The sequence below is a fragment of the Roseibium sp. MMSF_3544 genome (assembly GCF_030732845.1).
Lineage (GTDB): Bacteria > Pseudomonadota > Alphaproteobacteria > Rhizobiales > Stappiaceae > Roseibium.
In genome coordinates this window covers 396,650-415,394 of sequence record NZ_JASHKA010000004.1, presented here as the reverse complement: position 1 = coordinate 415,394, position 18,745 = coordinate 396,650, and the positions used below count along the sequence as shown (strand labels likewise).

Annotated in this window: 16 protein-coding genes; 12 read left to right on the top strand and 4 right to left on the bottom strand. The window is 55.0% G+C overall.

What is annotated here, in order from left to right; all coding sequences use genetic code 11:
• Positions 1 to 41: 41 nt before the first annotated feature.
• On the top strand, positions 42 to 1,679 hold the full coding sequence (locus tag RBB47_RS08680) for a molecular chaperone GroEL (RefSeq protein WP_305985374.1): 1,638 nt from the start codon (positions 42 to 44) through the stop codon (positions 1,677 to 1,679).
• 72 nt (positions 1,680 to 1,751) lie between these two features.
• The gene (locus tag RBB47_RS08675; RefSeq protein ID WP_305985373.1) at positions 1,752 to 2,507 is read left to right on the top strand and encodes an SDR family NAD(P)-dependent oxidoreductase; all 756 of its coding nucleotides are present in this window, start codon (positions 1,752 to 1,754) and stop codon (positions 2,505 to 2,507) included.
• 265 nt (positions 2,508 to 2,772) lie between these two features.
• Here the strand turns inward: RBB47_RS08675 and RBB47_RS08670 are convergent, their stop codons facing one another.
• Both RBB47_RS08670 and RBB47_RS08665 read right to left on the bottom strand, forming a co-directional pair.
• Complete coding sequence (locus tag RBB47_RS08670) at positions 2,773 to 4,809, bottom strand: sigma-54-dependent Fis family transcriptional regulator (protein WP_305985372.1); 2,037 nt, start codon at positions 4,807 to 4,809, stop codon at positions 2,773 to 2,775.
• Positions 4,810 to 4,878: 69 nt separating this feature from the next.
• The gene (locus RBB47_RS08665) at positions 4,879 to 5,364 is read right to left on the bottom strand and encodes a hypothetical protein (RefSeq protein ID WP_305985371.1); all 486 of its coding nucleotides are present in this window, start codon (positions 5,362 to 5,364) and stop codon (positions 4,879 to 4,881) included.
• A gap of 527 nt (positions 5,365 to 5,891) precedes the next feature.
• On the opposite strand from RBB47_RS08665, the gene RBB47_RS08660 reads away from it, so the two are divergent.
• The 5 genes from RBB47_RS08660 (at position 5,892) to RBB47_RS08640 (ending at position 10,396) form a co-directional block, all read left to right on the top strand.
• Positions 5,892 to 6,434: a GNAT family N-acetyltransferase gene (locus tag RBB47_RS08660; protein ID WP_305985370.1), complete on the top strand. Its 543-nt coding sequence runs from the start codon at positions 5,892 to 5,894 to the stop codon at positions 6,432 to 6,434.
• 1,022 nt (positions 6,435 to 7,456) lie between these two features.
• On the top strand, positions 7,457 to 7,792 hold the full coding sequence (locus RBB47_RS08655; RefSeq protein WP_305985369.1) for a ribbon-helix-helix domain-containing protein: 336 nt from the start codon (positions 7,457 to 7,459) through the stop codon (positions 7,790 to 7,792).
• A 68-nt stretch (positions 7,793 to 7,860) separates the two neighbouring features.
• A complete protein-coding gene (locus RBB47_RS08650) occupies positions 7,861 to 8,256 on the top strand; it encodes a VOC family protein (RefSeq protein ID WP_305985368.1) in 396 nt (131 codons plus the stop codon).
• 22 nt (positions 8,257 to 8,278) lie between these two features.
• On the top strand, positions 8,279 to 8,803 hold the full coding sequence (locus RBB47_RS08645) for a Twin-arginine translocation pathway signal (RefSeq protein ID WP_305985367.1): 525 nt from the start codon (positions 8,279 to 8,281) through the stop codon (positions 8,801 to 8,803).
• A gap of 21 nt (positions 8,804 to 8,824) precedes the next feature.
• Positions 8,825 to 10,396 (top strand): GMC family oxidoreductase, encoded by a 1,572-nt coding sequence (locus tag RBB47_RS08640; protein WP_305985366.1) that lies wholly within the window; start codon positions 8,825 to 8,827, stop codon positions 10,394 to 10,396.
• A 579-nt stretch (positions 10,397 to 10,975) separates the two neighbouring features.
• Here the strand turns inward: RBB47_RS08640 and RBB47_RS08635 are convergent.
• Together RBB47_RS08635 and RBB47_RS08630 are read right to left on the bottom strand one after the other, a co-directional pair.
• Positions 10,976 to 12,079, bottom strand: coding sequence for an ROK family transcriptional regulator (locus RBB47_RS08635; protein WP_305985365.1), 1,104 nt, complete (start codon positions 12,077 to 12,079; stop codon positions 10,976 to 10,978).
• 32 nt (positions 12,080 to 12,111) lie between these two features.
• Positions 12,112 to 12,762, bottom strand: coding sequence for an SGNH/GDSL hydrolase family protein (locus tag RBB47_RS08630; protein WP_305985401.1), 651 nt, complete (start codon positions 12,760 to 12,762; stop codon positions 12,112 to 12,114).
• A 420-nt stretch (positions 12,763 to 13,182) separates the two neighbouring features.
• On the opposite strand from RBB47_RS08630, the gene RBB47_RS08625 reads away from it, so the two are divergent.
• The 5 genes from RBB47_RS08625 (at position 13,183) to RBB47_RS08605 (ending at position 18,531) form a co-directional block, all read left to right on the top strand.
• Positions 13,183 to 14,268: a substrate-binding domain-containing protein gene (locus tag RBB47_RS08625; RefSeq protein ID WP_305985364.1), complete on the top strand. Its 1,086-nt coding sequence runs from the start codon at positions 13,183 to 13,185 to the stop codon at positions 14,266 to 14,268.
• Between the two features lie 105 nt (positions 14,269 to 14,373).
• Positions 14,374 to 15,867, top strand: a complete 1,494-nt coding sequence (locus RBB47_RS08620) for a sugar ABC transporter ATP-binding protein (RefSeq protein ID WP_305985363.1) — start codon at positions 14,374 to 14,376, stop codon at positions 15,865 to 15,867.
• Positions 15,868 to 15,874: 7 nt separating this feature from the next.
• A complete protein-coding gene (locus RBB47_RS08615; RefSeq protein ID WP_371932762.1) occupies positions 15,875 to 16,864 on the top strand; it encodes an ABC transporter permease in 990 nt (329 codons plus the stop codon).
• Between the two features lie 2 nt (positions 16,865 to 16,866).
• Positions 16,867 to 17,823, top strand: a complete 957-nt coding sequence (locus RBB47_RS08610; RefSeq protein ID WP_305985361.1) for an ABC transporter permease — start codon at positions 16,867 to 16,869, stop codon at positions 17,821 to 17,823.
• Positions 17,824 to 17,850: 27 nt separating this feature from the next.
• Positions 17,851 to 18,531 (top strand): SGNH/GDSL hydrolase family protein, encoded by a 681-nt coding sequence (locus tag RBB47_RS08605; RefSeq protein ID WP_305985360.1) that lies wholly within the window; start codon positions 17,851 to 17,853, stop codon positions 18,529 to 18,531.
• The last annotated feature ends 214 nt before the right edge of the window (positions 18,532 to 18,745 follow it).

Genomic DNA, 18,745 nt, shown 5'->3' with positions numbered 1-18,745 from the left:
AATGCGCCGTTTGCGGCGTCAATTAATCGAGGAGACAGATGATGGCTAAGCTACTCATCCACAATGGAAGTGCGCGCGCTGCCCTGGCAAAAGGTGTCGCGAAACTGGCTGCCGCAGTTGAGCCGACCCTTGGACCCAAGGGCCTCAACGCCATGATTGACCGCCCGGTCGGAACACCGATTGTGTCCAGGGATGGCGTGACGATCGCGTCTGAAATCGAACTGACAGACAGGTTCGAAAACATGGGTGCTCAAGTCGTTCGCGAAGTGTCCATGCAAACAAACGAGGTTGCCGGTGACGGGACAACGACAGCCATCGTGCTGGCGAACGCGTTGATTCAGAAAGGCGTTGAGATCACCTCCAACGGTGTGAAGCCTGTCGATCTTTGCAAGGGTATTGAACTGGCGGTCTCGAAAATCATCGACGGGCTCGACGAGTCGTCCAGGTCCTGTGAAGAAAACCCGGAATATCTGAAGGCTGTCGCGCGGGTTTCCGCGTCTGATCCCGAGTTGGGCGCTCTTGTCGCCGAGGCGTTTGAGCGTGTCGGAAACAACGGCATCATCTCCGCCGATTTCGGTGTGACCATCGATACAACGCTGGAGATCATTGAGGGGATTTCTTTCGACCGCGGCTACATCTCGCATCACATGGTGACCGATCAGGAGCAGATGGAAGCTGTTCTTGATAACCCATTGATATTGATGACGGATCACAAAATCCCAACGCCAGACGTGTTGTTTGAGGCCCGGGAAATTGCAAGGTCCGAAGGCCGCCCGCTGCTCATAATTGCGGAGGAAATCGCCCCTGAAGTCGTTATCAGCCTGCTGGAAGACGGCGGACCTGGGAAATACCTGATCGTCCACCCGCCCGAATACGGCCACTGGCGCTCCGCGATGATGGACGATCTGGCAATCCTCACCGGTGGTGAAGTGATCTCCAAGGGACTTGGAAAAAAGGTCCAGGACGTTTCGCTCAAGCAACTTGGCGGCGCCAAAAAAGTGAAAGTGTCTGCATCGCTGACGAGCATCATCCAGGGCGAGGGTGACCCGAACCTCGTCGCGGCGCGCCGGACACAGGTTCAGCGGCAGATTGACGTCGCACCACCCAACATCGAGCAGGACAAGCTGCGTGAACGTTTGTCCAAGCTGACGGGTGGCACAGCGGTGATCTATGCCGGCGGGTTCACACCGGTCGAGCAGAAGCGGAAGATCCAGTTGATCGACGACGCTTTGTCAGCCGTCAGGGCAGCCTCCGAAGACGGCGTCGTTGCCGGCGGCGGTACGGCACTGGCTCAAATCGACTGGGTCTTGAAAGATCTTGCGTCGGAAAACGAAGCAGACGTGCGGGCCGGTGTGGATCTCGTGCGCTCCGTATTGACACGGCCCGTTGCAAGAATTGCCAGCAATGCCGGCGCGGATCCCGACTCCGTCGTTGCATCTGTCACCTCGGCTGTCCCCGGACAAGGGTTCAATGCGGCGATCGGTGAGTTTCAGGACATGTTCGAAGCTGGCGTCATTGACCCGGTTCGGGTGACCGCAAGCGCACTGGTGAACGCAACCTCGGTCGCGACCCTGATCCTGACCACCGAAACGCTGATCGGCGATCTGGAAGAAGGTGAAGCCGATCCGACCGCCGGTCCTGCCTGGGGCGGTGGCGCGGAAGATCTGGGGCGTCCCTGACAAAGAAATGAAGGCGCATGCACCGTGTGCGTCGGCTATGGCGAAAAGCAGACTTGAGAATAGGAGAGAGCCATGACAACACAGAAACTTTCAGGAAAGAACGCGATCGTTTCCGGTGGATCACGGGGCATTGGACGAGGTATTGCGCTGGCCTTGGCGGCTGAAGGCGCCAATGTTGCCTTTTGCCATTTCAAAGATGACGTAAAAGCAGCTGAGACCGTCAGGGCGATTGAGGCCCTGGGGCGAAAGGCTTACGCCGCCGAATGCGACGTGTCTTCCGTTTCCGCGATACGTGACTTCTATGCCAACGCGAAAGCGGCCCTGGGGGACATTGATATCCTGGTCAACAACGCCGGACACAATATCACCGAGGCATTTCAGGATATCAGCGAGGACAGCTTTGATCGCATGCTGGACGTGCACGTGAAGGGCACGTTCTTCATGGCCCAGACAGCCTATCGTGACATGGTGAAGCGTGGCAGCGGGCGGATCATAAACATTACCTCGCAACTGGCTTACAAAGGGGCGCCGACCTTGACGCACTATTGTGCCGCAAAGGGCGCAAATGCGACCTTGACCCGCGCGCTTGCCCTCGAGTCCGCCGGAACCGGCGTGCTTGTCAATGCAGTTGCGCCAGGTGTGACAAACACCGATCTCCTCACACCGCTTTCCGACGAATTGCTGGATACGTTGAAGGCTGCCATTCCTCTGGACAGGTTTGCCGAAGTTGAAGAGATTGCTCCGGCCGTGGTGCTGCTTGCTACGCCCGAAGGAAGCTTCTTCCATGGAAGCTGCATCTCACCGAATGGTGGTGAGGTGATGTTCTAGTTTCCTGCCGGATCGGATTAAAGGCTTTGCCCCTGCAGCCGGTTCTGCGCGCGAACCCGAATTGCCAAACCTTCGCACACAGAACTCGGCACTCCGGAGGCGGCCACGAAATAGCTCACTTCATGGGAAGTGATTTTAAAAAAGTCAGGAAATTGATTGGGCGGCGAAACAAGGTGTTTTCGCCGCCCATAATTTTGTTTGCCTTTGTTCCGCTTTGCGGATTTCGAACCCACGTAATACGCGTTTCAGGGACGGTAGGGGAGCGCTATTTCCCCCGATCGAGACCGTACAACTTTATCTTCCGATAGAGCGTTGGCCTTGAAATACCGAGTGAGGTAGCGACTTTGGACAGGTTTCCGTTTTCAAGTTCGATTGCCCGCTGGATCGCGATGGATTCAATGTTGTCGAGATTAAGCTGATCGGCGGAGACCGCCGCGCGACCCGCAGGCAATATCAGATCATCGTCCGGTGACGTGATGTCGGAGGGAAGATCCCACATTGAGACCCGCTCGCTCTTTGACAAGAGGCAAAGTCGCTCGATCGTATTTCGGAGTTCCCGGACATTTCCCGGCCACCGATAGGTGCTCAGTGCTGTTCTTGCGCTTTCGTCGAAAATGAGGGGAGGGCGCTCGAATTTCTTCGACAAAAGCCTGTTGAATTGCTCGATCAGCAAGTGAATGTCGTTACCTCGTTCCCTAAGGGGTGGAACTTCGATGACAATTGCGCTGATCCGGTAAAAGAGATCACGGCGGAAAGTGCCTTCCTCGATGTCGTTGCGCAGATTCCGATTGGTCATGGCAACCAGTTGGACATCAATCGCACGACGGGTGTTGCATCCGATGCGATAGACCGCGCGCTGCTCGAGCGTTCTGAGCAAGTAAGACTGTAATTCAAGCGGCATGTCACCAATCTCGTCGAGGCAAATCACGCCGCCATTGGCCAATTCGAACTTGCCGACCTTTCCTTCCCGCAAGGCCCCGGTGAACGCGCCGGCCACGTGGCCAAACAGTTCGCCGCCGATCAAGTCGCCGGAAATCGCGGCACAGTTGACTGCAACATAGGGAGCATTTTTCCGTTTGTGGTGACTGTGAATCAAACGGGCGAAGAGTTCCTTGCCGACCCCGGTTTCACCCTGGACGAGAACAGTTACGTTTGCTTCCGCTGCCCGGCGCGCAAAGTCCATCGCCTCGAGCATTTTCGGGCATTCGCCAACAATTTCGATTTCATCTTCTTCGACGCCGGATCGAGCCGGGATCTTCATGCTCTGGCGTCTTGGCGAGGCACTCCGGGGTGCTGTTTCACCGGGTAAGATGAGAACGGCGCCGCGCGTTTCACCCCCCGACCTGAGGAGTTCGACGCCCTTGATCCTCAGCTCCCGCGGGATTGCTTCAGCAAGCTGACCGTCAGTCATTTCCGGTTTCATGGCGAGCAGTTTCCGCCCGATCATGAAATCCTGCTTTCGCCTGGAGGAAATCCGGTCCGTGTTCCGATTGTAGACGATCCGCCCGGCACGATTGAGAAGGACGATGCCGTCGGTGCTGCTGTGTGTCGCCGGCGAGTCTATAAGAGCTTCGAGAAGAATTGTTCTTTCTTCGCGCAAGCCTTCGGCCAACGCAATTTCGATTTCACGCGCCGCTGCAACGACAAGGGCAAGATTGTGTGGCCGGAAAATCGCGGGTGGTCCGGACAGATCCAGGACCCCGGCGATGCTCTTGTCCAAGGGATCGAATATGGGTGCGGCGGCACAGGTCCAGGCTTTGATGCCAAGGCAAAAGTGTTCTGACGCGTGAACATAGGCGGGCATTCCCGTGCTAAGCGCCGTGCCGATACCATTCGTGCCGATGACACCCTCGGCCCAGACACCGCCAATTTCCAGCTTAATGTCGCGTCCGGCATCAATTGTTTGAGGATCTCCGATCGCTTCGATGATTGTGCCGTTTTTGTCCGTGAGGATGAGAATGGCACCGGATTCTGAAAGATGTGGCGCCAGGCGCGCAAACGCAGACTTTGCCGCTTTCACGAGAGTCAGATTTTTCTGGGCGAGCGCGAAGAGATTTTCGGCACTTAGCTTTTTGGGGGAAGCTTGCGACAGAGCACTGATACCCAGACCTTTGCTGCGATCCCAGGACTTTAGAATTTCCGGTCTTACGCCTGCCAGCCCTCGCTCGATGTCGTCCGTATCAAACCGGCCCTCAACATACTGCTCCCAGGAGCGCATGGTCTGGCGCTCGCCGCCGACTGAACTAATCCGGCGCTTTCTGAAACTGGCCTGGTTCTGAGTGGTGAAATAGCTCGTTGGCATGTTGTCTCGCGTCCCTGACAAGTAGCAATTTTGAGCGTGATCTTTTTTGGTTCCTCTCCCAAAAAGGCGTCAGGGGACCTGAAGCCTCTCGCGGATGACCTCCAGCAGTTTTTCCTCAATCTCTGCGGTTTCGATGACAACCCCGTCAAGTGTGGCCAATGTGTCTTCGATGTCCGCATCGACGGGAGAAATGAACCCGTTCTGTTTGGTCGCCAGGGCAAAATAGCGAACCGCCCCCCGATCTCTGAACTCACCGAGAAACAGCATTTGTTTTCCGGTTTTCGTGTCCATTACGAAAACCCTGCCGTTGGGGCTCCGGCGCAAACGGGGCTCCGGTTCTGCCTGTGTTGGTGAGTTGTCCATGAAATGAAAGACGAGACCATCCGGCTTTGGCTCTTCTCGAGCTTGTTTCATGAGCTGGCGTGAGCGTGTGAAGCCGCCATTGCTGATTTGGTCGGCAAGCCTGTGAATGGTCGTTCTGTTTTCGTTGATCAGGCGCTTTGCGGCGACGTCCTCGCGTCGTGGCCCATCTTTCTTGGAGAATATCTCAACCAACTAATTCTCTCCCAGGTTTCATCTTAGTGCTGGTGTCATCAAATTAGATTTTCGCAACTAAGACTGTTGCCGCAATTGAGCAGCTTCTTGTTGTTCCGGCCTATCACCAAATAATCGACGGATGACCGCAAACAATAACTCGGTGATATGGGGAAAATTTTGAGCAGTTTACGTGTGATGCTTCCGCAATGCGGTGCTGACGCGAGGTCTTGCTCTCCCTATTTAACGTTGCTGATCGGTAGCTTAAACGAGTAATTAGTTTATATTACCGAAAGCATTATCTTGATTGCTAATTATTTTACTTGTAAAATTTGCACATGTCCATCATTTGTTCGTTAAAACACTTAATTTTTTTTATTTTGTTTATTTTGGAACAAAAACAAAAACATCCGCCGACGGCTTTCGAGTCTGGCGTGTTCATTGCCTGACTGTCGTCGTTGGTGAAGACATAAAATATTGTTTTTGAACACTATTTTTCGTTATTAGTGTAGGCGGAAGTAAATTTTCCTAATCGGAACGCGCAAGTAATGATTGAAGAAGTGTCACAAAACTTTACAGTTTTTCCGGAAACTGTTGAAATTGATTTGGGCGCTGGCCTGCTTCGATTGAGGCCACCGTGCGCGCAGGATGCCGAGGCGATCTCTGTGGCGCTTTCCGATGAAAGTGTCGCGCGACACCTGGGGGCTTTACCCTGTCCGCCGGATGACCGGTCGTTGGGGGAATACCTGAATTTTCTGGTTGGTTCTGATCAGGTTTCCAAGGTGATTGAGCTTAATGGCGAGTTTGCGGGGATCATCTCGCTGTCCACTCAATTGACGTTTTGGGTCGTTCGCAAATTTTGGCGTCAGGGGGTGGCCAGCAGCGCGGTGAGGTGGGTTGTCGAGACTCATTTCAAGCAGTCTTCGGGCCGCTCTGTTATCGCTGAGGTTCATCCCTCAAACCTAGGCTCAATTTTGCTTTTGGAAAAACTGGGTTTCGCCGCGAGCGGCCGGCTAAAGCGGAGGTTTTCTTTTGTGTCTGAAACGACGGAACGGTTCGCCGTCTATGAACTAACGCATTTTGACCGTTAAGGGGAAAAGCCCCCGAAGGTCAGAGTTTTCGCGCCTTTAAACGAGCGTCACCTCGATTGAACCGTTGAAAACAGGGCCCTTGTTGACAACGTTCTTGTGCCGGACGCGTGTCACCACTCCAGACATTTGTTTTCCGTCTACAAAATCATGGAGCGAAAAGATGCTGCCGAGTTGAGGTATGCTGACAGCTGCAGTGGATCTGATTGAAGATCTGTTTACTTCAATGCCGTCTTCTATTTTGATTATCGTGAGAATTGTTTCGTAGTTTCCTGACGGTATTGTGTGTGTCATCCCCAGTACTCTTTGATTGTGATTGACCGTTTTGATCCGTCGCGTCCGTTGGCAGGTGTTCGGAAGCACAGCTTTGAAACTGCGTTGTGTTTTGTGACCTCTTCTCCGGAAATTGCTCAGCAAAAAGATAGGTTTAAGGCGACCTCTTCGTGACGCAGAGGAACTCGGTGTCAGACCGGGAGGTACCACGCAGATTGTTCCGGCGTCCGTCTTTAGATCTGCGACAGCAGAAGTTGGCAGGCTTTCATCTGCCGGTCTCCAAGTGTCCCGTTCACACTGTTGTGCTTAATCGGTCGAAAATGTTGAGATCAGTAAAATATAGAAAATATCGAAACAAATCAACGATTAATATTATGTTCAGAAACTGTTTTGTTTCGTAACAACGATGTAAAATTTTGTATTACTAAAAATTTTCTTGTAAGTGGCTGCGGAAAATTGAATTGGTTCAAATCCAGATGGACTTTTCAATATTCACGACCGCAGTTGAGTTCCCGGCCAAAAAAACTCATTTCGACAGCGGCGCGCAAGCTGAAGGGCTTTCTTTCGGTCAATGACAGAGAAGCCAGCAAGTTGGCGAGGGCGATAGAGCAGCCTACAGATCGATCTTGATTCCAGGAATGCAGACTGGCGCTCAGGCAGTCCCTGGCTCATAATATTGTGTTGGGACAAAAGCAAAGGTTTGCAAAGTGTGACCGCTGTGCAGGCCAAAACTGAAACCGGGAGGAACACCAATGTGTCAGGTCTTTGCGGGACAGGACCCCGAGCGCTACGCCACGCAAGCACGCAGCATGCGCCTGAATGGTCAAAGCACCAGTATCCGGTTGGAAAACGCATTCTGGGAGATCATTGACGAGATCGCGCGGCGCGACAATGTCTCGACGCCGACCTTCATCTCGACGCTGCATTCCGAAGTTCTGGAGTTGCGCGGCGAGCCGACAAACTTTACGTCACTCCTGCGATGCGCATGCCTGAAATTCATCGAAATCAACCCCGGTATCTCGGTTTCGGAAATGCTGCCCAAGGCTTTCGAAGACGCTAAGCCGGAGAAAAAACTCCAGGTGGTATAGGTATACCACCCACCCATTTTTGCGCTCTTTAACCTTCCGCTTAGTCACGGCAGCGGGAGGGTGGTCGTTTGGCCAAAGCAATTCATTCCATGATCCGCGTTCTGAACGAGGAGCGGTCGCTTGTCTTCTACGAAAAGGCATTCGGTCTGACCGTCAAGGATCGCCTGGATTTTCCCGAATTCTCACTCATTTACCTGAGCAATCCGGAAAGCGAATTCGAGCTTGAGCTCACGGTAAACAAGTCACAGACCGCCGCGTACGAAATAGGCGATGGATACGGTCATTTCGCCTTATCCGTGACGGATCTCGATGCCGAACACGCTCGCTTTGAAGCCGAGGGGCTCAATCCAAGAAAACTGGTCGATTTCGCGCCTGGAGGAGACCTTGTCGCCCGGTTTTTCTTCGTTGCGGATCCAGACGGGTACCAGATCGAGGTGCTCGAACGGGGAGGCCGCTTCAAATAGTAAAAAAGAGGGAGGAGAGGAAATGAACAAGGCAGACGGGCCGCGAGGCCTCAGCCGCAGGCAGTTGCTTGTGCGGGCAAGCGCAGTCGGTGCTTCATTCGTGATCGGGTCCGGTTTCATTGCCGCAAGAGACGCGGCCTGGGCGGCGGAAGTAACCACCCTGAAACCCGAAACCTTCGCAACGCTTGTGCAGATGGCACGCGACATCTATCCGCACGACCGTATTGCCGACGAGTTCTACGTGATTGCAGTTCAGGGATACGACAACGCGGATCTTGCCGAGGAAGTTGAAGCTGGAATTGCAGCGCTGGACGCGGCGGCACAGGGCAAGGGACACGATGGCTATCTCGGCGCCGGTTGGGAGCGCGACCGGGTGGATATCCTGCGCAACATGGAGGAGAGCGCGTTTTTCCAGAAGGTCAGGGGAGGCCTTGTCACCGGGCTCTACAATCAAAAAGCAGTCTGGCCAGTCTTCGGATACGAGGGCGAAAGCTATTCCAAAGGCGGTTACGTCGACCGCGGTTTCAACGACATCAACTGGCTTTGAGCCGTAGGGGAGGACAGAACTATGGCTGCACCATTTGATCTGAATGACGACACCGTTGTCGTTGTTATTGGAACTGGCGCTGGTGGCGGCGTTCTTGCCAATGAACTGGCACAGAAGGGCGTCAGCGTTGTCGCGCTTGAAGCAGGCGGGCGCTACCTGCCTGAAGACTACGTCAACGACGAGTGGGAAAGCTTTGGCCAGCTTGCCTGGGTCGACCCGCGCACAACCAGTGGCGACTGGCGGGTTTCGAAGGATTTTTCCGGTCTCCCGGCCTGGATCGTGAAGGCCGTTGGCGGCACCACCACCCACTGGGCCGGAGCGTCCCTTCGCTTCCAGCCGCATGAGTGGAAAGCTGCGACAACTTATGGGGCTGTTCAGGGCGCAAGCCTGCTCGACTGGCCGATCGATGCGGAAGAAATGGACCCCTGGTATGCCAAGGCCGAGGACAAGCTTGGTGTGACGCGCACCAATGGCCGTCCGGGTCTGCCTGGCAACAACAATTACCTCGTGTTCGAGAAAGGTGCCCGCGCGCTCGGCTACACGGACGTTCATACCGGACGGATGGCGATCAATGCCGAGGACTTTGACGAACGTGCGCCTTGCCAGCAAACCGGCTTCTGTTTCCAGGGATGCAAGTGGGGGGCGAAATGGTCAGCCGCCTACACCGACATTCCGCGGGGCGAGGCAACCGGTAATCTGGAAGTCCGCGAACGCTCCCACGTCGCCAGGATCGAGCATGATCCGGATGGAATGGTGACCGGTGTCGAGTATTTCGACAAGGACGGTAACCTGCAGATGCAAAAAGCCCGCATCGTTTGCGTGGCTGGCAACTCCTTCGAATCTCCGCGCATGTTGCTCAATTCGGCATCGGCATTGTTCCCCGATGGATTGGCGAACTCTTCGGGGCAGGTCGGCCGAAATTACATGCGGCACATGACAGGATCCGTTTATGCCGTATTCGACAAGCCGGTGCGGATGTGGCGTGGCACGACGATGGCCGGGATTATCCAGGATGAATCGCGCCATGATCCGTCCCGCGGTTTCGTCGGCGGGTATGAGATGGAAACCCTCGCGCTCGGGATACCGTTCATGGCGGCTTTCCTCGATCCGGGAGCCTGGGGCCGCGAATTCACGTCCGCACTCGACCAATACGAAAACATGGCCGGCATGTGGCTGGTCGGCGAGGACATGCCCCAGGAAACCAATCGGGTGACGCTCAATCACGACGTCACGGATCAATGGGGCCTGCCGGTTGCCAATGTGCATTTCAGCGATCACCCCAATGACATCGCGATGCGCAACCATGCCTACAAGCAAGGTGCGGCGGTCTACGAGGCAGTTGGCGCGACACGGACTTTCCCGACACCGCCTTACCCCTCCACGCATAACCTCGGCACCAACCGGATGTCCGAGAACCCGCGGGACGGTGTGGTCAACAAGTGGGGGCAAACCCATGACATCGCCAACCTGTTCATATCGGACGGTTCTCAATTCACAACAGGAGCGGCCGAGAACCCGACGCTTACGATCGTTGCTCTCGCGATCCGTCAGGCGGATCACATTGCCCGTGAAATGAGTGCGGGAAATCTGTGATCGCCGGCGTCGCAATATCTGGTCAGGGGTCGGCAGAGACCTCTGACCTTTGTTTACGAAAAAGGAACCAACGACCGTTCCAGTCTTGTCCCGCGAAGAAGCATGGCTGCCTGATGTTTTCAGACCAGAAGGGGGCGGTGTCACCAGGAATTTTCCAACCGCTCTGCCAATCAAATTGGTCCGCTTGCTCAGAGCTTGCCGCAACTGTTCCCTCCCGACCAAGAGCAGGGCGTGAAACCTCCTTCTCTTGAAACTTGACCGGTGATCGCTCCCGCAGTCTAAAGCGATCACCGGTCCCATTTTTCACTTAAAGAGTGCCCCTGACGGCAAGTCGGAAACGGCCGCGTCTTGTCTCGGAACGCCATTGGTGCGCATGGCGTGGAAGAGGGGGGGTGGATCCGAACTCATGGAGGCAAAGTGCAGCACAGGAGTCACGGCTGAGCCCCTCGAACTAGGCCCCTTTCACCCCTCAGGTGCGCAAGAGAACAACTGCTTGAATCAACGCTGTGAGAGGTTGCGAAAATCAAGGGTGTTTGCGCTCAAAGGAAGGAGGCAAGCACGTCAGGAAGTCAAACCTTCTTACTCCACCATGAACTTTGAGCTGAAGGGCAAGCTCGCCGCACCAACTGCTTTCGGAGAAAGTTCAAGTGTTCCAGCAATGGCGGTCACATCGGGGAGCATATCGTCGAGCTGATCACAAATGTTCTGGCAAACTTTGTGAGGCGCGTAGGAAGATAAGACGATCGTCTTAACATCGACAAATTGCTTCAGGGCATTTGTCGATTGAGCGATTTGTGCAACGCAGGCATTTTGCCAGTCGTTCTCCGCAGGACCCAGATCGGGCCAGTCTGCGCTCCTTTCCCAGATCACATCAGCTTCCAGTCCTGTTGCCTGAAGTCGGGCTTCGAGATTGAGAAGTCCGACATCGAAGCTCTGGGTCGATTGACTGTTGAAAATCTGGTGATTGATCACGAGCCGGCTGTGCAGGCGCGCTCCGAGATAGCAAAAAAGATAGTCCGTTAGCGGTTTCGCTGCTCCAAACAGATTTTCCGCACCTGCTGCGGCTGTGATGTCATTTTGGACGTAAACATCAATACCGATATGGGCCTCGATTTCCTCGCGAAGGCTTTCATAGCGTTCGAGCGCGCCGTTCGGGGCGTGCGCAAGTTCGTACTGGTCTTCCGGGAGGGCAAGACCGATGCCTGCAATCCGATCATGCGTATTTGCCGGCAGCGCACCGATTGCTGCCTTTATCGTCTCAAGAAACTCGGTCTGGTTGATTGCAGGGTCAGGTTCCGGATTTGGGAGCGTGGTGTGAAATCGAACCGAACCGACAAAATCGATCAAAACAACATTCGTCTGCTTGTAGCCAACACTAATGCCGACTGAATAGGCACCGGCCGGATTGAGTGACAAGGGGATCGTTGGCGGTCCCATGCGGCTTTTCTGCGCCTTGCCCGTTGCGACGAGACCTTCTTTTTCCAATGACCGGACTATGACCGATATCGTCTGCGCAGACAGTCCGGTTCGTTGGCCAATCTCCATTCGCGAGATGCCGTCGTTTTGAAGCAATAAAGACAGGACAAGTCGTTCGTTGTAGCTGCGAACGCTTACAGCATTCAGCCCGCTTGCCCGGTCCGCGATGCGGATGGGGTTGGGTGGTGCAAATCGCATGTCAGGCATTGAACGCAGTCCCTATGCCTGATCCTGAACAGTCATACCTCATTCAACCACCCAATTGCTTCAACTTCTCTGGCAAGTGCGACACCGAGGCCCTCATGTGCTTCCTTGTTGATATGAAACCCGTCCGATGGGTCGGTTTCAATGACGCTGCCGGCATCGAAAAAGTGAACTTCGAGCGAGTCGGCTATGATTTCAAACTCAAGGGCAAGCTTTCTGGATTTTGGTTGCGCGCCAGAAAAGATGGACTCCCACTCCTTGATGTCGTCTTGCATGGGAGGGGGGGCAACAATCATGATTTCAGGAACGCTGCCGCCGGGACCAGGTGCCAATTCCTTTATGTCGTGCACAAGGCAACCAATTCCCATCGCGACTTCAGAAGGCGGCTGGTTGAAACGTCTTTTCAGGTCATTCGTGCCGAGCATGATAATGACAAGATCAAGCATTGCATGGCTCATCAGGCACGGCCGCAAATAGGTTCTGCCGTTCTTGAGAGCACCTTCTATCGGATCATCATGTACCGTTGTTCTGCCGCTGAGGCCTTCTTCGATCACATACCAATCGGGACCAAGCTCGCGCCTCAGCACACCTGGCCATCGTTCGAAGGGGTTGAATCGGTCAAGAGGTGTTCCACCAGGCATTTGACCGTGCGTATTTGAGTCTCCGAAACACAATACCGACCGCATATCGCTCCCCTGGAAAAACGTGTTTTGAATGAGTGTTTTAGCACTGCATGCGCGAATTCTTCTTGGCCGACAAGATGACATCGGAGCACCGTAATCGCAAGCTTGAGACTTAATCAATCAATATGACTAAGTATTGACAAGGCGTTTTTTGCGTGTTTGTTAAGGCCCCGGAGGAGTTCTCTCGAACTTTGAAAAACAGCTGAATTTCGAGCGCGGAAACAATGGTTTCCGTGAACGGGGCAGCTTTGTCGAAAGGTCGCGAAAGCCAGGAAAAAGGACAAATCGGTTGGGAGGGCTGAGCAAGTTCCCAAAAGCAATTTGTCAGACACGTATCCCCGAGAAGAGACCTTCGCATCAGTGCCGACGAGGAGCGTGGAGGAACTGAACGGGTTGGAAAGCCGATGTCACGGAGGAAAGCAGATGAACAAACATGGAAACACAGTCGCCGCAGGTTTTTTGGGGGCGGCCGCGTTCCTCGGAGGCCAGGCCTTTGCATCAGAAATAAATCTGATGGCCGGCGTCACTGAAGCGCCTGGCGACAATCCCGTCGTTGCAGCTGGCAGTTTCAAGAAGGATTGTCCCTGGACCATTGGCATGAGCCACTTCGGGGTCAACGCCAATACATGGACTGTGCAGGTGGCCCATGAATCCGAGGGTGCCGCCGCCGCGCATGACTGCGTGGAAAAATTCATTCTGCTCGATGCAGGTTTTGATCAGAAAAAACAGGTTGCCGATATTGAGGATCTCATTGCCCAGAATGTCGATGCAATCATTGTGCAACCGGTGACATCGACGTCAGCGGACGCGTCGATCGAAAAGGCGGTCGCAGCCGGCATTCCGGTCGTTCTTCACACTGGCCGTGTCGAGACAGATGCCTATACGACCGAAATCCAGGGTGGCGCGGAACATTTCGGCAAGGTGATGGGCGACTTTCTCGTCGACAAGCTGGGAGGCGAGGGCAGGATATGGGTTCTGCGCGGATTGGCTGGTCATCCGGAGGACACCAACCGCTACAAGGGCCTGTTGCAAGCGCTTGAAGGCACGAACATAGAGATCGTTGCCGAGCAGCATGCGGATTGGGTCTACGACAAGGGTAAGAACACCTGCGAAACCCTTTTTATCAATGATCCCAACGTCGACGGTATCTGGTCTTCAGGCGCGGGCATGACGAGAGCTTGCATCGACGTTTTCAACCAGTTTGGCGTTTCTCCAATCCCGCCGATTTCCGGTGAGGGCTTAAACGGATTTTTTGGGCAGTGGATAGAGGAAGCAGGTAACGGCTTTGATTCCATTTCCGCCGAATACAGCCCGGCGCAGGGTGCTGCCGGCGTGCGCGCAGCCATAGCGCTTCTGGAAGGCAAAGAGCTCAAGAAACACTACGACTACAACCCTGAAGGTTGGGACCTGGAAAAGGCCAAACAGTACTACCGAGCTGATCTCGCGCCGACGGTCTGGTGGCCGACGGAACTCCCTGAAGAAAAGCTGCAGGAGCTCTACGGCAACTGAGCACTCCCGAGACCCGACCGGGTTTCACTGCCCGGCAAAGGACTTTGTTGTCCCTTGCCGGGCCCCTTCGGCCAGTCCTCAACCTGATAGCGAGAGTTCGTCAAATTGGCCCAACTGATTAAAATGACGAGCATTTCGAAGGCCTTTGGCAGCAGCCAGGCTCTCTGGGATGTTTCGATTGAATTGTTTGGCGGAAGCGTTCACGCCCTGATGGGCGAGAATGGCGCCGGCAAGTCAACACTCATGAAGATCCTCGCCGGGGTCCACCAGCCCGACAGCGGAGAGATCCATAAAGATGGCGCAAGGGTCTCGTTCGCAAATCCGAAGGACGCCCTGGATGCCGGCATCTCAACTGTCTTTCAGGAGTTGTCCCTCCTTCCCAATCTGACGATTTCTGAGAACATGTTTCTAGGACGTGAGCCCGTGACCCGTCTCGGAACCGTGGATTACGCCAAAATGAACGCCGAGACGCGGCGTGCGCTGCAGGAACTCGGCTTGACACTGGACCCTTCGTCCCTGGTTTCTGAACTTTCGATCGCCGAACGCCAATTTGTTGAAATCGCCCATGGCATCAAGGCCGATGCGAGCGTCTTCATACTGGATGAGCCAACAGCGGCGTTGAATGCAGCGGACGTGGAGGTGCTGAATCGCCACATCCGGCGACTGAGGGATGCCGGCAAGGCCATCGTCTATATTTCACATCGCATGGATGAGATTTTCGAGATCTGCGATACGGTCACCGTCCTGAAAGACGGACAGGTCATTGGAACAGAAGATATCGCGGATCTGTCCCCGGATCGCCTAATTGCAATGATGGTCGGGCGTGAGCTGGAAGACCTTTTTCCCAACCGAAGCGAAAATCTCGGCGAACGGCTGTTGGAAGTCACCGATTTTCAGATTGCCGCCGGTTCGCGTCCGTTTTCACTGGCTGTGCATCGCGGTGAAATCGTCGCGCTGGCGGGTCTGGAAGGTCAGGGCCAGCAGAAGTTTTTGCGCGCGCTGATCGGGCTCTTCCATCCCGTCGCAGGTCACGTTGCCATCCGGGGACGCCAGCTCCCGCTGCCGGCGAACGAGGCAAATGGAATTCGCCGCCTCCGCTCTTACGGTGCGGCCTTCGTTCCGGAGGACCGCAAGGAAGAGGGTTTGTTTTTAGGCCTGTCGATCAGTCACAACATTGCCATGGCGCTCCATTCCAAGGTCTCCGAGCTCCAGCCGGCCCGGAGCTTCAGCGGCAAAGTGCACGACACGATGGCGAGCATGAATGTCAAGGCGGCAAGTCCAAACGCGCCCGTCACCTCTCTATCGGGAGGCAATCAGCAAAAGGTTCTTCTGGGCCGGTATCTCGCGGCGAACATGGACCTGCTCCTGATCGAGGAGCCCACAAGGGGTGTCGATATCGGCGCTAAATCCGAAATCTACAAACTCTTGCGCGACTTCGCAGATGAAGGCGGCGCTGTTCTGGTTCTCTCGCGGGAAACCATCGAACTCATCGGTCTGAGCGACCGGATTTATGTCATCCACGGCAACACTGTCGTCAGCAACATGCAAGCAAAAGATGCAACAGAACACAAAATCCTGGACGCCGCACTTGGTGCATAGCGATCAAATGAAACCGGCCGAGGCAAGCGAGCGCTTGAAAACAAGCTTTGGTTCGCTTCTGTCCGGTCGAAACAGCAGACAGGGACGCTGGTTCCTGGCGCTAATCATTCTTTTCCTGATCGCGGGCCTGTTGAGCGTCTACACAGAGCAGTTCTTGTCGACCGGCAATCTGCTCAATCTGATCGCGCAGGCAATGCCGCTGATCATCACCGCGATCGGCATGATGGTTGTTGTTCTCGTCGGTGGGCTGGACCTATCGGTCGGTTCCGTCATCAGTTTCACAACAGCTATTCTGGCCCTGGGTGCTCCAGCCTACATTTCGATACCCGGGGTTTTTGTTTTGGCTGCCTTGATCGGGCTGACGAACGGTCTTGTTGTGACCCGCCTGAATGTGCATCCGATCATCGCCACTCTCGCAATGCAGTTCATAATCCTCGGGTTCGCGCGCATTCTGCGGCCCGTGTCCGGTGGGGACATACCGGACATCGTCATTGCATCGGTAAATGGGGCATTCCTGGGAGTACCCCTTCCTGTTTTCTGGGGCATCTTCACTTTCGTGATTGCGTGGAAACTTATCCATGGGTCGCGCTTCGGCCTTCATTTGTTTGCAATTGGTGGTGGCAGGGCGTCAGGTGCGGAAGATGCAGCGCATAACTTCGGAGTTGCCGACAAACGCAACGTCTTGCTGGCCTACGTCACCTGTTCCTGTTTTGCAGCGCTTGCCGGCGTGTTCCTGGCCGGCCGGATCGTCTCGGGTGACCCGAATGTCGGTCTGAATTTTGAGCTCGATGCCATAACCGCGGTTGCCATCGGCGGCACGCAGCTCTCGGGCGGCGTGGGCAGTTTGCACGGTACGATCATCGGCGCCCTTGTGATGGCTCTGCTCGCAAACGGAATGAACCTTGCGAACATTTCTCCATTCGTTCAAACGGCCATAAAGGGGGGCATCCTGCTTCTCGTCGTTGGCCTCCAGTCTCGAAAAAAGATGGGGCTCTGATCATGGCCGCGATGCTGAACAACTCCCTCTTTGCACGGCTGTCACGTATCCCGCCGGCCTATTTCGTTTTTGTGGCTTTGCTGCTGGTCCTTTGGATCGCCCGCCCGCACATGCTGAATACGAACATCATGGGGATCTTCATTCGGCAAGTCGTGCCGTTGGGTATCCTGGTTCTCGGACAGTTGCTCGTTATGCGCGTGAACTCGATCGATCTGTCGGGCGGGAGCGTGATCATTCTCGTCAACTACCTGATATCGTCGAGCTTCTTTCACGATGCGTCCCTTGTCACTTACTTCGTGCTTGCGGTCGCGAGCGGTGTCGGCATCGGCCTTATCAACGGTTACATGGTCGGCATTCGCCGTGTTTCGGCTGTCATCGCAACGCTTGCGATGAACATCATTGTCATCGGCGCGGTTGAGTTTCTGGCGAGCGGCAAACCCCCCGGGGCCGTACCAAAGTTCTTGAACGAGATTTACAATTCAAAACTCTGGACAATCCCGACCCCGATTGTGTTCTGGATAGTGCTCAGCCTCATGATGTGGGTTTTGCTCAAGCGGTTTGTGTTCGGCCGCAACGTCATGTCGGTTGGAGAAAATCCAACGGCTGCCCGGTTTTCAGGCGTTCCCGTCGAACGCACCGTGATCCTCGCACATGCGCTGGCGGGGCTGATGGCAGGGATTGCCGCCTTCGTTCAAACGTCATCACTGGTGATGGGAAGTGTCCGGATCGGGCTTGATCTTCCCATCCTTGCAGTCGCGGCAACGATCCTGGGAGGGGTCGTTTTCGGCAAGGGAGAGGGCGGCGTTTGGGGGCCGTTTTTCGGCGTTCTCTCCTTTGCTCTGCTGTTCGTCGTGATGACCACGTTCAACATCGATGAACCTGGAAAGCTCGTGGCTCAGGGGGCGATCATCCTGTTGGCCGCGATCTTCTACGGGCTGAAAACCGCCGGCTCCAAATAGCCGAACATCAAATTCAATGGAGGAAACATGACTGAGACCAAGTCGGTATTGTGCTTTGGCGACTCCCTTACCTGGGGATGGATTCCCGTTGTTGAGGGGGCGCCAACATATCGTTACCCCTTCAAAGATCGTTGGACTGGTGCCATGGCCGCGCATCTCGGTGATGCCTACCAGGTGATCGAAGAAGGCTTGAGCGCAAGGACGACGAGCGCCGATGACCCAAATGATCCAAGATTGAACGGCAGTGTCTATCTGCCTTCCGCCCTTGCGAGCCATCTGCCGCTTGATCTGGTGATCATCATGTTGGGCACGAACGACACGAAACCGTTTTTCAATCGGACGCCATATGACATTGCCTATGGAATGGCGAAGCTTGTCGGGCAGGTCCTGTCATCGGCCGGAGGAATCGGCACACCGTATCCGGCGCCAAAATGCCTGGTCGTGGCGCCACCACCACTGACGCCGATGCCGCACCCATATTTCCAGGGCATGTTTGGCGGGGCTCATGAAAAGTCGACCGAGCTCGCGCTGCAATACAGAAACATGGCGGACTTCATGAAAGTTGAATTCCTGAATGCGGGCGATTTCATTTCGACAGACGGATGCGACGGCATTCACTTCACCGCCGAAAACAATCACGACCTCGGGAAAGCCGTGGCGCAAAAGGTTTTGCGTATTTTCGAAGGCTTCGGGGCAAAAGCAGCTTGATACCTTCTTGATCAAGATTGCCAAATTGGCGACGCGACACGAGGTGCATTGAAAGGTTTCCCATGTCGTCTCGTGCCTTTGGCGTCAGCATCCGCCATCGTCGCGTCGGCTCAATGGTTTTTGGCGAGCCGGACAGTCCATTCCCGTCAGCATTAATCTGCTCTCTTTTCGGTTCGAAAACCCTGCTGATAGCCCGAGGGCGGTCGAGGGAGAA

Bases quoted from the DNA above. Each gene is read 5' to 3' on its own strand.
- RBB47_RS08660 (WP_305985370.1), top strand. From the start codon at position 5,892: ATGATTGAAGAAGTGTCACAAAACTTTACAGTTTTTCCGGAAACTGTT.
- RBB47_RS08635 (WP_305985365.1), bottom strand. From the start codon at position 12,079: ATGCCTGACATGCGATTTGCACCACCCAACCCCATCCGCATCGCGGAC.
- RBB47_RS08610 (WP_305985361.1), top strand. From the start codon at position 16,867: ATGGCCGCGATGCTGAACAACTCCCTCTTTGCACGGCTGTCACGTATC.
- RBB47_RS08675 (WP_305985373.1), top strand. From the start codon at position 1,752: ATGACAACACAGAAACTTTCAGGAAAGAACGCGATCGTTTCCGGTGGA.
- RBB47_RS08655 (WP_305985369.1), top strand. From the start codon at position 7,457: ATGTGTCAGGTCTTTGCGGGACAGGACCCCGAGCGCTACGCCACGCAA.
- RBB47_RS08680 (WP_305985374.1), top strand. From the start codon at position 42: ATGGCTAAGCTACTCATCCACAATGGAAGTGCGCGCGCTGCCCTGGCA.
- RBB47_RS08605 (WP_305985360.1), top strand. From the start codon at position 17,851: ATGACTGAGACCAAGTCGGTATTGTGCTTTGGCGACTCCCTTACCTGG.
- RBB47_RS08625 (WP_305985364.1), top strand. From the start codon at position 13,183: ATGAACAAACATGGAAACACAGTCGCCGCAGGTTTTTTGGGGGCGGCC.
- RBB47_RS08615 (WP_371932762.1), top strand. From the start codon at position 15,875: ATGAAACCGGCCGAGGCAAGCGAGCGCTTGAAAACAAGCTTTGGTTCG.
- RBB47_RS08645 (WP_305985367.1), top strand. From the start codon at position 8,279: ATGAACAAGGCAGACGGGCCGCGAGGCCTCAGCCGCAGGCAGTTGCTT.
- RBB47_RS08630 (WP_305985401.1), bottom strand. From the start codon at position 12,762: ATGCGGTCGGTATTGTGTTTCGGAGACTCAAATACGCACGGTCAAATG.
- RBB47_RS08640 (WP_305985366.1), top strand. From the start codon at position 8,825: ATGGCTGCACCATTTGATCTGAATGACGACACCGTTGTCGTTGTTATT.
- RBB47_RS08670 (WP_305985372.1), bottom strand. From the start codon at position 4,809: ATGCCAACGAGCTATTTCACCACTCAGAACCAGGCCAGTTTCAGAAAG.